A 16,622-nucleotide genomic window follows, 5' to 3' on the forward strand; every position below is an offset into this window, starting at 1 on the left:
ATTAAATCCTATATTTTATATGATTAATTCTATTTATAAGCTTCAGATGCATCCTCTATATTTTCTAAAGTTACGGCTCTGTATGGCACCCTTACAGCTTTTGAATCGTCTAATTTATATTCAGTTCCGTTAAGCACATCTTGTCCGTTTGCGGCATTGATAAGCATATCAGTAATAGCCTTTGCCTGATCTTTAGGACTTTGCAAAACTGTACCCAATATAGTACCTTTTTTTATTTCCTCTATAACTTCAGGTATTGCATCCACTCCTACTATAGGAATAAATTTATTGCTGTCGCCTATATTATAGCCCTGTTTTTGTATAGATTTTAACGCTCCCAAAGCCATAGCGTCATTATTAGAAAATATAAACTCTATTTGATTGCCGTATTTCTCTATCCAAGCATCGGCTGCCGTCTGTGCCTGAAGTATATCCCAATTAGCTGTCTGCTCATCTAACTGCTCTAAACTTATTCCGCTGTCTGTAATTACAGCTTTTATTCTTTCTGTTCTGGCTTCAGCATCAGGATGTCCAGCTTCTCCTTTTAATATTAAATACTGTATCTTTCCGTCGCCGTTTTTATCCCAAAGAGGATTTGATGTCCAAGCATTAACGACTATATCCCCTTGTATATTTCCTGATTCTTCGCTTAAAGTTCCAACATACCATGCTTTATCATACAGCATCATATCTTCTCTGCTTGGCTCTTTATTAAAAAATATTACAGGTATTCCAGTAGGCTTTATCTTATTAATCATAAAGCTTGCAGATGAAGGATCAACTAAATTAATTGCTAAAGCATTAACTTCTCTTTGAATTGCTGCGTCCACCTGATCATTCTGCTTTACCTGATCATTTTCCGAATCATTCATTATGAATTTTGCCTTTCCGCTAAGCATAGCTTCAATATTTCTTCTCATAAATGAAATAAAATTATCATCATATCTGTATATAGTTATTCCTACTTCTATATTATTGCCTGATTGAGAACTTTTGCCACATCCTATTAATAAAACAAGTAATGATAAAAACATAAAAAAGACAAATATAACTTTATTCATATAAAAACTCCGATTTTTATGTACTTATATTTTAGTTTATTAAAAAAAATATATAAGTCAAATTAAATTATTAAAAAATACAATTTATTTATATATTTTTACGGCAGCGTCTATATTAGATTTAGTTACGGGAATATATGGTATTAAAATATATTTGTCATTATAAAAATTAAGATGAAGTCCGTCTAAAGGAGATTTTTTGTTTATTATATTGCCTGAAACTGCAGATAATATTTCAGCTTGTATGGAAGGATTTTGAAATACGGTTGCAAATATTCCGTAATTATTTATTTCCTCAAGACATTCGGGTATTCCATCTATTCCTACTATAGGTATATAATTAAGCATTCTGCCGCTGTTATTAAAACCTAATCTTTTTAAGGTATCCAAAGCCCCCAATGCCATATAGTCATTATTGCATATAATATACTCCGCTTTTTTACCGTATTTAGACATTAAAGCTTCCATTATGTTTGCGGCATCATTTCTTTTTCCCATAGCTGAAACTTCTGCTAAAATATCCAATTTTATATTGTTGGAAGCTATATATTTTTTCATATACTCGGTTCTATTTACAGTATCATTATCATTCAAATCGCCTTTTATTATAATGCATTGTATTTTTCCGTCCTGATTTTTATCCCAGTTTAATCTGCTTTTCCAGCTTTCCGCTATTACTCTTCCCTGAGCGCTTCCAGCTTCTTCGCTTTTTCCGCCTATATACCAAACCTTATCATAGGTATTCATAGATTCAAAACTAGGTTCTCTATTAAAAAATATAATAGGGATATTTTTTATGCTGACTTTATCAATTAATTTCTGCGCTTGTTTTTTATCAACCAAATTAACGGCTAATATATTAACATTTTTACTTAAAAACATATCTATCTGAGCATTTTGGGTTGCCTGACTATTATAAGAATCCGCCATTAATAATGAAGTTTTTTTATTTATATTTTTTTCTATATACTGCTTTAAATATTTTATATAATTATCATCGTATCTGTAAAATGCTATTCCGATACTGGACGAATGTATCTGAGCATATAAAAATAAAGATATAAACAGCAGTAAAAAAAATATCTTTTTCATTTGCATTCTCCCTTATATTCAATTAAAGTAAAATATTTTTATTATTGCTAATAAAAATTGCTTTATTATTGCTATGCCCGCAGCTCACTGACAGCCTATAACAACTAAAGTTGTTATAGGTTCGCTGCTCGCTATTATTATTTACTTTTTTCGCTGCTGTCTGCGGGTACTACAGCCAAATCGCTGACTCTCGCCCCATCGGAAATATTAACAATTTTTACGCCCTTAGCATTTCTTCCAAGCTCTGGTATTGAACCTGCCTTAATTTTTATTGTCATATCATCAGTAGCAACAACCATTATTTCATCTTTCTCGCTTACGGTTTTTACGCTTACAACATTTCCAGTTTTATTATCAGGTTTAATATAAATCTGTCCCTTACCGCCTCTTCCTTTAACATTAAACTGTTTAGAAGAAAGTCTTTTACCTATACCGTTTTCAGTAATAACTATTAATGATTCGCCTTTATGTATGGCATTTCCGGATACGCAGATATCGTCATTATCCAAAGATATGCCTTTTACTCCTGCGGCTGCTCTTCCCATCTTTCTAATTTTCTCTTCAGTTATTCTCAAGGCAAGCCCTGCGGCAGTAGTCATAATAAAATCATCTCCAGACTGAACGGGAGAAACGGCAACAAGCTCATCATTATTTTCTAATGTTAAAGCTAATATTCCTCTTTTCTTGGCATTTTCAAGATGCTTCAATTCCATTTTCTTTATAGTACCCATTTTAGTAACCATAATAATAGACTGCTTAGACTCAAATTCCGATACTGTAAAGCAGCTTGTTATTTTCTCTTCAGGCGCTAAATTAAGTATAAATTTAATACTTTTTCCCTGAGAAATTTTAGCTAAAGCAGGTATTTCATGAACTTTCATCCAGAAAGCCTTTCCTCTGTCCGTAAATATAAATAAATAATCCTTAGTTGAGGCTACAAATAAATGTTTTATATAATGTTCTCCCTGCGATTTTCCGCCTTGAACACCTACTCCGCCTCTGCCCTGAGTACGATAGCTTGAAGCAGCTACTCTTTTAATAAAACCCTGAGTAGTTATTGATACAGCCACATCTTCATCATGTATTAAGTCCTCTTCGTCTATTTCAGTATCATTTGTTTTTCCTATTATTTCGCTTCTTCTGTCATCTCCGTATTTTTCAGCTGTATTTTTAAGCTCATCTTTAATAACGGAAAGTATTTTTTCAGGATAGGCAAGCAGATCTTCGCAGTAAGCTATAAACTCCTTTAACTGCTGAAGCTCCTGTTCTATTTTTAATTTTTCTAAAGCCGTTAATCTTTTAAGAGGCATATCCAGTATTGCCTGAGCCTGTTTTTCTGAAAGCTTAAACATATTAATGAGAGTTTCTCTGGCAGCATCCGTGTTTTCGCTTTCTCTTATTATTCTTATAACCTCTTCAATATTAGCCTGCGCTATTAATAAACCTTCCAATATATGCGCCTTAGCTTTAGCCTGCTTCAAATCGTATTCCGTTCTCTTAGTTATAACTTCAACTCTATGCTCAACAAAATATTTGATAAGTTCTTTCAAATTTAAAACTTTAGGCTCACCATTGACCAAAGCAAGATTTATTATGCCGAAAGTAGTTTCCAAATCGGTATGCTTAAACAATTGATTTAATACTATTTGTGTGGAAACTCCTTTTTTAAGCTCTATCATAAGACGAATTCCTGCTCTATTGCTTGATTCATCTCTAATATCGGCTACACCTTCAATTTTGCCTTGCTTAACTAATTCGGCTATCTTTTCATGAAGAGTAGTTTTTACAACATTATATGGAAGTTCTTTAACTACTATTACCTCTCTTTCTTTTTTAGTTTCCTCTATTTCGAGTCTTGCCCTTAATTTAATTCTGCCTTTGCCTGTTGTATAAGCCTCTTTTATACCCTCTTTTCCATATATTATTCCAGCAGTAGGAAAATCAGGTCCTTGAATATAACGCATAAGATCTTTAATTTCAGAATCCTGATGATCTATATAATAAATAACCGCATTAATTACCTCTTTTAAATTATGAGGAGGCATATTCGTAGCCATACCTATAGCGATACCCATACTTCCATTAACAAGAAGCTGCGGAACCGTTGCAGGAAGTACGGAAGGCTCTGTTCTGGAATCATCAAAGTTCGGAACAAATTTAACAGTTTCTTTCTCTATATCGTTAAGCATTTCTTCGGCAAAACGGGTCATTCTGGCTTCGGTATAACGCATTGCTGCAGGAGGATCATCATCTATAGATCCGAAGTTTCCCTGTCCGTCTACAAGCAAATATCTCATAGAAAAATCCTGCGCCATTCTCACCATAGTTCCGTAAACAGCGCTGTCTCCATGCGGGTGATAACGGGCTAAAACCTCCCCTACCGTAGCGGCTGATTTCTTGTATGGTTTATCATGTGTAAGATTAGCATCATACATAGCATATAATATTCTTCTATGTACAGGTTTCAATCCGTCTCTAACATCGGGCAATGCTCTTGATACTATAACGCTCATCGCATAAGTTAAATAAGATTCCCTCAATTCGTTTTCTATTGAAATATGATCTACTCTTTTTAATATATCTTTTGTCAGTGTCGAATATTGTCTTTCTTCCGAAGCATCATGTTTACTCTGTTTTGCTGCCATATATTTTTATCCTTAAAAAATAGTTGCACCATTATAACATTTTGATGTAAAATTATCAATATAAAACTAACAATATTAAAGAAGAAAATAAATGCCCATAGTATAAAATTACTTAATATTGTATTTTTGTATAATTTTATTTTTATAAACTTCAGCCTGTATTCCGTAAATCGCTTGTATTCCGTTTCCAATTCTTAATACTTTTTTGGCATTAATAGAAGTCCAAACATCATCGCCTGCAACTTTACGAGGATATTTAACTGTAACTCTTAATCTTGTTATGCATGCATCTATACTTTCTATATTTTCTATTCCGCCTAGCGCATCAACTATTGAATCTATTATGCTGTCATCATCTAAGAAATCTTTATTATTTGATGCTTTTACAGAACTCCCGCTGTTATAATCATCTCTTTTGTATAATTTAACTTCGCTTCCCAATCTTCCGGGTGTTGCAAAATTAAATTTTATTATTAAAAACTTAAATAAAAAATAATAAATTACAGCATATAAAGGTCCCAATATTAATATCCATTGATAAGAAGTTTTTCCTACTCCCTGCATCAATCCGAAAAATGTAAAATCTATCAATCCTCTTGAAAAAGTAATTCCGACAGCAACATTCAGCATATACATAAGCATATAGGCTAAACCTTCTAAAGCCGCATGAACTATATATAGAGGCGGAGCAACAAATAAGAATGTAAACTCCAAAGGCTCAGTAATGCCTGTTAAAAATGAAGTCAGAACAGCAGATAATAATATGCCTTTTACCTTAACTTTTTTATCATTATCAGCTGTATGATACATAGCCAAAGCTGCGGCAGGAAGACCGAACATCATAGGAAGGAAGCCGCCTGTCATAGTTCTAGTAGCCGCCGCACTGAAATGCATCACCGAAGGATCTGCTAACTGAGCAAAGAATATTCTCTGACCCCCTGCAATCATTTTTCCTCCTACTTCTAATACCCCTCCAAGTTCAGTATACCAAAATAAAGGATATATGGCATGATGAAGTCCGAATACATTTAATATTCTCATAGCAAAACCATAGAAAAATGTTCCTATATATCCTGTGGCTGCAAATAATTCCCCTGCTTTTACTATTATTTTAAATATGCTTGGCCATATAAACGGAAATACGGCGGCTAAAGGTATAAAAAACACCATAGTTAAAACTGGTACAAATCTGTTTCCGCCGAAAAACTCTAAATAATCGGGTAATATCTGATTTGAAAATTTATTTGTAATAAATGCAGACAATAAACCGCATATAATACCTCCGAATACGCCTGTCTGCAATGTGAATATTCCTAACTCTCTGGCATATAAAGCGGCTGTGCCTGCTGCTTCTCCAGAACTCAAACCTGCAGCCATTAAAGCATCTACAGCAGTATTATCAGGAGTATGACCTTGAAATTTTAATATAACTCCTATAACTGTATGAAACAGTAAAAATCCGACAACTGCAGAAAGCGCCGCCGTCTCTTTGCTCTTATTAGCCATACCTATAGCTATACCTACTGCAAACAAAAGCGGAAGATTAGAAAATACAAAATTACCCGCATTAAATAATAATACCAATACATAATTTAAAGGTGCGCCTGTCTGCAAAAATGTAATATTATATGTTTCTATTAAAGCTGGACTTGTAAAAGCGCCACCTATGCCTAATAATATGCCCGCTATAGGAAGTATGGTGATAGGAAGCATAAATGATCTGCCTATCTTTTGAAGCAAAGCAAATGAATTCTTCATAATAATTAATATTCTCCTATTAATTTATAATCTATTATATATAATAACATAATAGAAAAAATTTAGTATATATTTTTTATATAGTTTCTATAGCCTTTACAAATTTCTCAGCTATCTGCTTAGGTCTTGTTATAGCTCCCCCGACAACAACAGCCAATGCTCCCATTTCTACAGCTTTTTTAGCTTTTTCTGGAGTATCCAAATTACCTTCGCCTATAACGGGTATTTTCACGGCTTTTAACACTTTTTCTAAAGTAGCCAGAGGATCATTTCCTTTTGTATAGTCGGTATATCCGCATAAGGTTGTTCCCACAATATCAATACCTATCTCTTCAGCATAACAGCCTCAGAAACATCTGATATATCACCCATTATAATCTGAGAAGGATATTTACTCTTTATAGTCTTTATAAAATCTTTTAATTCAGTTTTATCAGGTCTTTCTCTCTTTGTGGCGTCTACTGCAGCTATATCTACACCCTCTTTAAGTAATTCATCAATTTCTTTTATAGTAGGAGTAATATATACATTGCAATCGCCGTAATTTCTTTTTATTATGCCTATAATAGGAAGATTAGTATTTTTTTTAATTTCTTTTATATCCGCAACCGTATTTGCTCTTATTGCGCCAGCTCCCGCTTGATATGCCGCTAAAGCCATTCTTCCCATTATAAAAGAACTGTATAAAGGTTCGTCTTCCAATGCCTGACAGGATACTATTAATCTGCATTTTATTTTATTAAATATTTCATTCATATTAATTCTCCTGCTAAATATAAAACTGAATGCTTTCTGCTTTAATAACAGTATTCTTTAAGTTTTAAAAACTTGGTATAATTTATAATAATTATAAATATTGTCAATTATTTTTTCATATATAAATTATAAATAAATAGGAGTATATTATATTGCCGCATATTTGATTTTTATATTATTTTTGTTATTATAATAAAATGAATATATCGTTAAAATTACATAATTTAATGAAAAAAAAAGAAAGCGAATTAAATGCATTGTATAAAATAGAAAAAAATAGGGATAATATTGCAATAATATATAAAAACGGAAGAGCCGTACACAGCAAATATAATGTTAATAATGAATGCAAAAGAGCCTTAGAAAATATTAATAAAAATAAAAATCTGCTAATAATTTACGGATATGGCTTAGGATATATATTAAAATATCTTTTAGAAAATATAGATAATTATTTTGATGAAAATATTATAAAAACTCTGAAAATTATTGTCGTTGTGGAAGATGCGGCTATATTTAAATATTCTTATTATAATATATATAATACAGATAATAAAAACATATTCTTCATATACAAAAATGATGATATAAATTATATAAACAAATTGGCGGATTATAAAAGTATAAACGGCATTAATATAGTTATACTTCCCTCCCTTACCAAAGAAGAAAAAGATAATGCAAATATATTCTATAAGGAAATATTAAATATAGCGGAAAAAGAAATATCGAATATATTTACAAATATGTATTTTGAAAATATATGGACAAAAAATATTATATTTAACAGCGAATATATAAATAAATCGTCGGATATACTCAATTTTAAAAATGCATTCAAAGGCTTAAAAGCTCTTTTAATATGTCCAGGTCCTACATTAAAACACAGCATAGATATAATAAAAAAACAAAGAGAAAATTTAATTATAATATGCGCAGACACAAGCTACAGCATATTATGCAAACACAATATAATACCTGATTTTGTTGTTACCGTGGACGGAGGATTTTTCAATTCTCTGGATTTTGTATATGAAAATAAAAAATTTCCATATTTAATTATGGATATGTGTGCAAATAAAATAATACCTAAAAATATAAATGCAGATATTATAAGATTTAAATCAAATTCTGATTTAGGACTGGCAGAATATATAAGTAAGTTTATCACATTATCGCATCTTTCAACTTCAAATACAGTTGCAACTACTATGATAGATTTTGCATATTATTTGGGATTAGATGAAGTATTATTGATAGGATTTGACAACAGCTACCCTTTTTATGAAAGACATATTAAACATGCACTTTCTTATGAATATATGATTAATAAAACTAATAAATTAAAAACCTATGAATCGTATTATTTTAATGCAATAAGAAACAATACCAACATAGAAAATTATCCGCCTACGGAATTTGTATTTGAAAGTCAGATAGAATATTTTAAAGAGTTCAAAAATAAATATTCAAATATGAAAATAAAGAGAATTACTAAAGAGGCTGTAAAAATAGCATCTATAGAAGAAGGAAATATTGATGATTTAGTTAAAAACAATATAAGAGAAGAAGCTCTAAAAAAAGCAAAAAAAATATATAAAGTAGAAGATAATAATACAAATATAAAAGAAGCATATACGGAATTAAAAAATATATTAGAAGAGTTCAGAGATATATTATCAAATGCATATAATAATATAAATAACTGTAATATGGAAGATATAGATAATATATATAATAATACAATCAATTTAATAAAAGAATATCAGGAAAAAGCAGGCATATTGAAAACTATTTTATCTGCAACAATAATTATGTGCGAGAGAGGAGAGAGAAATAAAAAAGAAAAATTAATATTTCTTCTTTTGGAAAGCTTAAGAAATGTTAATTACTTTTTTACTAGGGTATCTTTAATAATAAATAAATTATAAGTGAATAAAAAAATGAATATCGTTTATGAGGATAATTATTTTATAGCCGTTAATAAAGAAGCTGGAATTGAAACCGGAAATAATTTAATAAATATTATAAAAAAAGAAAACTGTCATATTGAAAATCTATATCTAGTTCATAGAATAGATAAATTTACTTCTGGAATAGTAATACTTGCAAGAGATGAGGAAACAAAAAAATATTTTGAAGAATCTTTTAAAAATAAAAAAATTAATAAAGTATATCATGCCATAGTTCAGGGAGATGTAAAAAAAGAAAACGGAGTAATAGACATATCTATAGGAATTGACAAAAAAAATCCCAATAAAAGAGCGCCTTTATCGATAAAAGAAGGAGGAGAAAGCGCCGTAACTTATTTTAAAATATTAAAAAAACTTAATGATCATACTTTGCTTGAATTAAAGCCTGTAACTGGAAGAACTCATCAAATAAGAGTTCATCTTTCATATATAGGCCACCCTATTATAGGCGACAGAATATATTCAAAAAATGCAGGTATTTATAGGATGAAAGGTTTTGCATTGATAGCAAAAGAAATTAATTTTATCCACCCTATCATAAAAAAAGATATAGAAATAAAAATAAAATATAATAAAGAATTTTTAATAAGACTTAAATTATTAGAAAAATCAAAAAATACATAATAATTACTTTTTTTGATTGACTTTTTTTACAATAATTATATATTTTCTTTAAATAGTTGTATTTAATAATTATTTATATTTTTAACAATAATTTTTAAGGAGTATAAACATGACAGTTACATTTCAAGGCGCCGCACAAACTTTAGAAGGCGCTCAATTATCAGTTGGAGGAAAAGCATTAGATTTTACTGTATTAAAAACAGATTTAAGCCCATGGTCTTTAAAAGATGCGGGAGATACTGTAAAAATCATATCATCTGTACCGTCTTTAGACACGCCAGTATGCGATGTACAGACTAAAAGATTCAATAAAGAAGCCTCTTCTCTTAAAGGAGTAACAGTTGTAACAATATCTGTTGACTTGCCTTTTGCCCAATCCAGATGGTGCGCCGCAGCTAATGCTTCTTCTCATATTGTAGCTTCAGATTATAATCAAAAAGATTTCGGAAGAAAATTCGGAACTTTATTAAAAGAATTACAGCTTCTTACACGCGCAGTATTTGTGCTTGATAAAGACAATGTTGTTAAATATGTGCAGTATGTTCCTGAAATCACTAATGAACCTGATTACGAAGCCGCTTTGAATGCAGCTAAAGCTCTTTTATAATTTTTTATAAGCTAAATATATAAAGCATAGTTTATTTTATATACTATGCTTTTTATTTGCATTATAAGAAAATTAATTTATAATTGTCATCAGCTATACTTATTTAATAATTATTTTTTATATAATATTACGGAGGTCTATATGAGCATATATGATTACATAGTAAAAGATGCCGAAGGAAAAGATGTAAAATTAAAAAAATATGAAGGAAAAGTTCTTTTAATAGTAAATACAGCAACAAAATGCGGATTTACAAAGCAATATCCCGCATTACAGGATCTATATAAAAAATATAAAAAAGAAGGTTTTGAAATATTGGATTTTCCATGCAATCAATTCGGAGGTCAGGCAAAAGAACCTATTGAAGAGATAGCAAAGTTTAGAAAAGAAAAATTTAAAGTTACTTTTAAGCTTTTTGATAAAGTGAAAGTAAACAGTAAAAATGCCGATCCTCTATTCATTTATTTAAAATCTGAAAAACCTTCCGAAGAAGGCGTTGAAAAAATAAGATGGAATTTCGGTAAATTCCTAATAGACAGAGAAGGCAATATTGCAGGACGCTATGATCCTAGAGTAAAGCCCGAAGAACTTGATGAAATAGTAGCTGAATTATTAAAAAATTAAAAAAATAATAATAAATTAAGAACTTCTATATAGTTTTTTTTATATATAGAAGCTCTTTTTATTTTAAATATAATTTATTAAATGTTAATCAATAAATATTCTTTTTCAAATAAGGCTTTAATTTATCAAATGATATACTGTAATCATCAAAAGCTCTTATGGCATGAGGAAAATCAAATTTTATTAATAGCTTTATATCGTCGTCTGCTCCATTAACAATTGAAACATTATTAGACATTAAAGATTCTGCATAGCGGCTGAAGGGTTCGTCCTTTATTATATTAGGGGCAATATCGTCATAATCTTTATAATATTCATTTATATCATTTTGCAGAAAATCTCTAAACCTGCCGCTGTCATAAACAAAATCAGATAAAGTTAAAATTTTTATTTCTAACTTGTTAATATCCAATGTAAAATATGATATTGATGCATCAGGATATGGTCCTCCGTGATAATATTCAATACTGCTTCCAAAACATAAAATATTATCATTAAAGTAATTGCGTTCAAAACTGTAAAATTGATCTTCATTGAAAATTTCTTCTTTTTTCCAATCTGATTTATCAATATCATCATTAATTTTTTTTATAACTTCATTGGTATTATTTATCTGCTTTATTATACTACTTCCGTATATATATGATTTAAGATTTTCTATATAAACAGCGGATAAGCCATAAGTATTATTTTTATATTCTTTACAAACATGTATATCATAAACAGTATATATTTTATCTCCCAAAGGTTTTATTGTTTTTATGCTTAAGCTTAATTTTTTATTATTATTTTTCCAATCTCCTTTTAAATCAATATTTTTTTCAGAGTTTCCTAAATTAATAATATTTTCCAGCTGCCTGCTATCCATTTTAAAATTAAATTCTTCTTTTTCTCCAAAAGCATAAAATCTAATACCGTTTTTATCAATTTCACCATTTATAGGTATTGGAATATTAATATTGCTGTATTTATAATATCCGCTTACATCTATTTTTTTGCCAAGCTTAATATCATTTGGGTTTACAGCCTTTATATTTATAGTGATAGGATATTTATCTATGCTTCCTTCAAGCGTAAAAAATATATACTTTGTAATTTTAATCTCATCAGCAAAAACGGAAAGCGTACTAATTAAAATTATAAAAAATATTTTCTTCATGATTAAATTATTTTCCTTAAATAGTTGTGTAATAATATAAGATACATTATATTATAGTTTTTTGACAATTGCCAGTTTTTTAGTATAATTTAAATGTTTTTGCAGTTCATAAGAGGTATAAATATGAATAGAAATATTAAAATAGAAATATGCGCCGATTCTGTTATATCATGTATTAATGCCGAAAAAGGAGGCGCCGACAGAGTTGAGCTTTGCGACAATATGTTTGAAGGAGGAACAACTCCGAGCTTCGGTATTTTACAATTGGCAAGAGAAAAAGTTAATATACCTATATATGCAATGATCCGTCCCAGAGGAGGAGACTTCATCTATGATGATATAGAGTTTGAAATAATGAAAAGAGAAATAAAGCTTATTAAAGAATTAAATATTGACGGAATAGTATTCGGAATATTAACAAAAGAAGGAAGAGTTGATAAAGAAAGATGTTCAAAACTGTTAGATTTATGGGCGGACGGAAAAGCAGTATTTCATAGAGCTATAGATGTATCCAGAGATTTAAATGAGGCATGCGAAGATATTATATCATTAGGTTTTGAGAGAATACTTACATCGGGAGGAGAGGCAAATGTTATGAACGGAATAGTAAAATTAAAAGAGATGGTTGAAAAATATAATAATAAAATAATAATTATGCCAGGAAGCGGTATAAATGAAAGAAACATTGAATATATTAAAAAAACCGTAAAAGCATTTGAATATCATTTAACTGCAAATAAAACCGTTGAAAGTATAATGGAATACAGAAACGAAAATGTGTTTATGGGCTCTGCTTTAAGATATCCTGAGTTCAGGATAAAATATACCGATAAAAATATAGTAAAAAATATAAAATCAAAAATATAGTATAAAAACTTTATTTATATAAAATAAATATAAATCAGATTTAAAATATATTTGAAGAAATATTTATAAATTATAGTATAATACTGATATTTTTATATTTATAATAAATAAACTATTTAAGGAAATAAAATGAATATAGAGAATATTAAAGAAATAAGAAAAAAAGTAAAAACTGTAAAAATAGGAAATATTTTAATAGGCGGCAATAATACTATAAGCATACAATCTATGACAAATACTGACACCAGAGACATAAAATCCACCTCAGAGCAAATAAAGCTGCTTGAAGATGCGGGAGTTGATATAGTTAGGCTTGCGGTTTTGGATATAGATGCTGCAAAAGCTGTAAAAGATATAAAAAAACATACAAAAATACCTCTTATTGCAGATATACATTTTGATTACAGATTGGCATTAGAAAGCATGAAAAACGGTATTGATGCTTTAAGATTAAATCCAGGAAATATAAAGGATAAAGAAAAAGTAAAAGAGGTTATAAAAGAAGCTAAAGACAGAAATCTTACAATAAGAGTGGGAGTGAACGGAGGGAGTTTGGACAGAAGCATATATAAAGAAGCAAATGCCGAAAACATGGTAAAAAGCGCCTCAGATCATATAAAATTAATGGAAGATTTAAATTTTACTAATATAAAAGTATCTTTGAAATCTTCCGACATAAATACCACAATAGAAGCCAATACTTTATTCAGAGAAAAATTTGATTATCCTATACATTTAGGAGTAACCGAAGCGGGAACATTAAGAAACTCATTAATAAAAAGCACAAGCGCTTTGTCTTATTTAATAATAAACGGCATAGGAGATACTATAAGATATTCCATAACAGGAGACCCCGCAGAAGAAGTTATGGCTGGAAAAATGCTTCTTAAATTTTTAGGCATTAGAAATGAGCCTTCCATTGAAATAATATCATGTCCCACTTGCGGAAGATGTCAGGTTGATGTTGAAAAAGTTGCGGGCTTCATAGAAAGACATGTACAGAATATAAAGAAAAATATTACCATAGCAATAATGGGCTGCGTGGTTAATGGACCTGGCGAAGCCAGACATGCAGATTTCGGTGTTGCAGGAACTAAAGACGGTAATTTTATATTTTTTGAAAAAGAAAACGAGCCTGTAAAGGTATTGAAAGAAAATATTATAAATTTCCTTACAAAAAAAATAGAAGAATTTTAAAAATTAAATAAAAATATCAGATATGCTTTATATAAATAAGAATATTTTTTATAAATATTTAAATAGTCTAATAATTAAAAACAGATTCTATTTATTATTTTTTATCAGAGGATATCCCAATTTTTCTCTTGATTCTATATAAGCTGCCGAAACTTTTTTCATAAGTTCTCTTACTCTTGCAATATATCCTGCGCGCTCTGTAACGCTTATAGCATTTCTGGCATCAAGCATATTAAATACATGCGAGCTTTTCATAACCATATCATAAGCGGGAAGTATGCATCCGTTTTCAAGACATATGCCGCATTCCTTTTCATATTCATTAAAATGCCTGAAATACATGTCTGTATCAGCCACCTCAAAATTATATTTAGAAAATTCCCTTTCGCCCTGTAAATGCACATCTCCGTATTTTATTCCATGCCCCCATTCCAAATCATACACATTGTCAATATTCTGCAGATACATACATATTCTTTCAAGTCCGTAAGTTATCTCCCCCGTTACAGGCTTTAAGCTTATTCCTCCCACAGCTTGAAAATATGTAAACTGCGTAATCTCCATGCCGTCAAGCCAAACTTCCCATCCAAGCCCCCAAGCTCCTAATGTAGGAGATTCCCAATCATCATGAACAAATCTTATATCATGATCTTTAAAGCTTATTCCAAGAGTTTCCAAACTTTGTATATATAAATCCTGTATATTGTCAGGAGAAGGCTTCATTATAACTTGATACTGATAATAATGCTGAAGTCTGTTCGGATTTTCTCCGTATCTTCCGTCAGTAGGTCTTCTTGAAGGCTCCACATAAGCGGCGCTGAAAGGTTCAGGACCTAATGATCTTAATGCTGTTGCAGGGTTAAATGTGCCTGCTCCTGTTTCCAAATCATATCCCTGCTGTAAGATGCATCCGTTTTCAGTCCAGAAACTGTTTAAAGCCATAATTAAATCTGTGAAAGTCATAATAAATATATCTCCGTACATTTTTTTTAATAAATAATGCATATAATTATATAATATCATTATTTAAAATGCTATAATTATTATTAAAATATTTCAGTCAATATATACAAAACGGTAAAAAATTATTTATATACATTATCTGGAATATATCCTAATAGTCTGGATTCTTAAAAATAATGTCTGCTTTTTTCAGCAGTTATAGCGGCAAGTTTAGAATACTATTCATAAACCAATGATAAATAATAATAACTCTCAGATAAAACAGAAAAAGAAATATTATAATATATAATTTAATCTTTTAATTATACCAAGAAGGCAGATTATCCTGCATCGGCGAATATCTAAACATACAACTGGTATACTGCAGATTATTAGTATTCCAGCTATTTAAATCCTGATTAAAACTTTCAGCTCCTTCAAACATATCTATCATATTTTTAACATTAGAAGTATCCCAATTATTTAAAGGCTGATTAAAGCTTTTAGCTACATAAAACATATTTCTCATATTTTCAACATTAGAAACATTCCAATTATTTAATGGTTGATTAAAACTTTCAGCTCCTAAAAACATTTTTTTCATATTTTTTACATTAGACACATTCCAATTATTTATATTATGATTAAAATAAACGGCATATTCAAACATACTTTCCATATTCACAACATTTGAAGTATCCCAAGTCTCAATACCGTCAAACTTTCTTAATCTGGAGTTTTCAAAAAGCCCGCTCATATCAGTTATTAAGCTTGTGTCTATCTTATTAAATTTAATTTTGTCTTTTATTAATTTAATCAATTCTTCTTTGTCTTTAGGCTGATATATTTTATTTTTATCCTTTTTTTCTTTTTTAGGCATAGATTTTTTTTCTGATTTCTCTAATTCTTTATACTCTTTTATAATTTCTTCCTTACTATCAATAAGCTCTTTTAATTCTCCGTAATGAGTATTTTCAAGCTTTTTTATAATTTCAGAAACAGACTTTTTATTATACTTCAAAGCAAGTTTATAAAACTTTTTTACATCTAATTCAGATACAATGCTGTCTAATTCTTTAATGGCTTTTTGAGTATTTTTATTAGAACAAAATTTTAAGTAAAACTCTAAGGCATTATTTTTATCAAAATATAAGGCACAATTAAATATATAATCAATATCCCTCAATTTAGAAATATTCCAATTATTAATATTCTGATTAAAACTTTCAGCTTCATTAAACATATAGCTCATATCTTCAACATTAGACACATTCCAATTATTTAATGGCTGATTAAAACTTTCAGCTCTGTTAAACA

Annotated in this window: 13 protein-coding genes and 1 pseudogene; 6 read left to right on the forward strand and 8 right to left on the reverse strand. The window is 29.6% G+C overall.

From position 1 onward, the window contains the following. Positions 1–29 precede the first annotated feature (29 nt). From QZ306_RS07980 to QZ306_RS10665, 5 genes and pseudogenes are all read right to left on the reverse strand, one after another. Positions 30–1,061 (reverse strand): galactose ABC transporter substrate-binding protein, encoded by a 1,032-nt coding sequence (locus QZ306_RS07980; RefSeq protein ID WP_295162827.1) that lies wholly within the window; start codon positions 1,059–1,061, stop codon positions 30–32. Positions 1,062–1,145: 84 nt separating this feature from the next. Continuing rightward, a complete protein-coding gene (locus tag QZ306_RS07985) occupies positions 1,146–2,153 on the reverse strand; it encodes a galactose ABC transporter substrate-binding protein (protein WP_295162828.1) in 1,008 nt (335 codons plus the stop codon). 137 nt (positions 2,154–2,290) lie between these two features. Beyond that, positions 2,291–4,798, reverse strand: a complete 2,508-nt coding sequence (gyrA, locus tag QZ306_RS07990) for a DNA gyrase subunit A (RefSeq protein ID WP_295162829.1) — start codon at positions 4,796–4,798, stop codon at positions 2,291–2,293. Positions 4,799–4,906: 108 nt separating this feature from the next. Beyond that, a complete protein-coding gene (locus tag QZ306_RS07995) occupies positions 4,907–6,556 on the reverse strand; it encodes a PTS transporter subunit EIIC (protein WP_295162830.1) in 1,650 nt (549 codons plus the stop codon). A gap of 76 nt (positions 6,557–6,632) precedes the next feature. Next, positions 6,633–7,312 (reverse strand): annotated as a pseudogene (locus QZ306_RS10665) (N-acetylmannosamine-6-phosphate 2-epimerase). A gap of 197 nt (positions 7,313–7,509) precedes the next feature. Between QZ306_RS10665 and QZ306_RS08010 the strand changes: the two are divergent. The 4 genes from QZ306_RS08010 (at position 7,510) to QZ306_RS08025 (ending at position 11,140) form a co-directional block, all read left to right on the forward strand. Beyond that, positions 7,510–9,243, forward strand: coding sequence for a 6-hydroxymethylpterin diphosphokinase MptE-like protein (locus tag QZ306_RS08010; RefSeq protein ID WP_363322647.1), 1,734 nt, complete (start codon positions 7,510–7,512; stop codon positions 9,241–9,243). Between the two features lie 12 nt (positions 9,244–9,255). Continuing rightward, on the forward strand, positions 9,256–9,909 hold the full coding sequence (locus QZ306_RS08015) for an RluA family pseudouridine synthase (RefSeq protein WP_295162834.1): 654 nt from the start codon (positions 9,256–9,258) through the stop codon (positions 9,907–9,909). 109 nt (positions 9,910–10,018) lie between these two features. Beyond that, entirely contained in the window at positions 10,019–10,516 is a 498-nt protein-coding gene (tpx, locus tag QZ306_RS08020; protein WP_295162835.1) for a thiol peroxidase, read from the forward strand. Between the two features lie 141 nt (positions 10,517–10,657). Next, positions 10,658–11,140 (forward strand): glutathione peroxidase, encoded by a 483-nt coding sequence (locus QZ306_RS08025; RefSeq protein WP_295162837.1) that lies wholly within the window; start codon positions 10,658–10,660, stop codon positions 11,138–11,140. 88 nt (positions 11,141–11,228) lie between these two features. Here QZ306_RS08025 and QZ306_RS08030 read toward each other — a convergent pair whose 3' ends face one another. After that, on the reverse strand, positions 11,229–12,299 hold the full coding sequence (locus tag QZ306_RS08030) for a hypothetical protein (protein ID WP_295162839.1): 1,071 nt from the start codon (positions 12,297–12,299) through the stop codon (positions 11,229–11,231). Positions 12,300–12,422: 123 nt separating this feature from the next. Between QZ306_RS08030 and QZ306_RS08035 the strand changes: the two genes are divergently transcribed. Both QZ306_RS08035 and ispG read left to right on the forward strand, forming a co-directional pair. Continuing rightward, on the forward strand, positions 12,423–13,166 hold the full coding sequence (locus tag QZ306_RS08035; protein ID WP_295162841.1) for a copper homeostasis protein CutC: 744 nt from the start codon (positions 12,423–12,425) through the stop codon (positions 13,164–13,166). Positions 13,167–13,295: 129 nt separating this feature from the next. Beyond that, positions 13,296–14,363: a flavodoxin-dependent (E)-4-hydroxy-3-methylbut-2-enyl-diphosphate synthase gene (gene ispG / locus QZ306_RS08040; protein WP_295162843.1), complete on the forward strand. Its 1,068-nt coding sequence runs from the start codon at positions 13,296–13,298 to the stop codon at positions 14,361–14,363. A gap of 87 nt (positions 14,364–14,450) precedes the next feature. On the opposite strand, the gene glyQ is transcribed toward ispG, so the two are convergent. Both glyQ and QZ306_RS08050 read right to left on the reverse strand, forming a co-directional pair. After that, positions 14,451–15,326 (reverse strand): glycine--tRNA ligase subunit alpha, encoded by an 876-nt coding sequence (glyQ, locus tag QZ306_RS08045; RefSeq protein WP_295162845.1) that lies wholly within the window; start codon positions 15,324–15,326, stop codon positions 14,451–14,453. Positions 15,327–15,624: 298 nt separating this feature from the next. Next, positions 15,625–16,622, reverse strand: a 998-nt coding sequence (locus QZ306_RS08050; protein WP_295162846.1) for a BspA family leucine-rich repeat surface protein, incomplete at its 5' end; no start/stop codon positions are given.

Origin of the sequence: uncultured Brachyspira sp. (assembly GCF_910588665.1) — a bacterium.
In the GTDB taxonomy this organism is placed as follows: Bacteria; Spirochaetota; Brachyspiria; order Brachyspirales; family Brachyspiraceae; genus Brachyspira.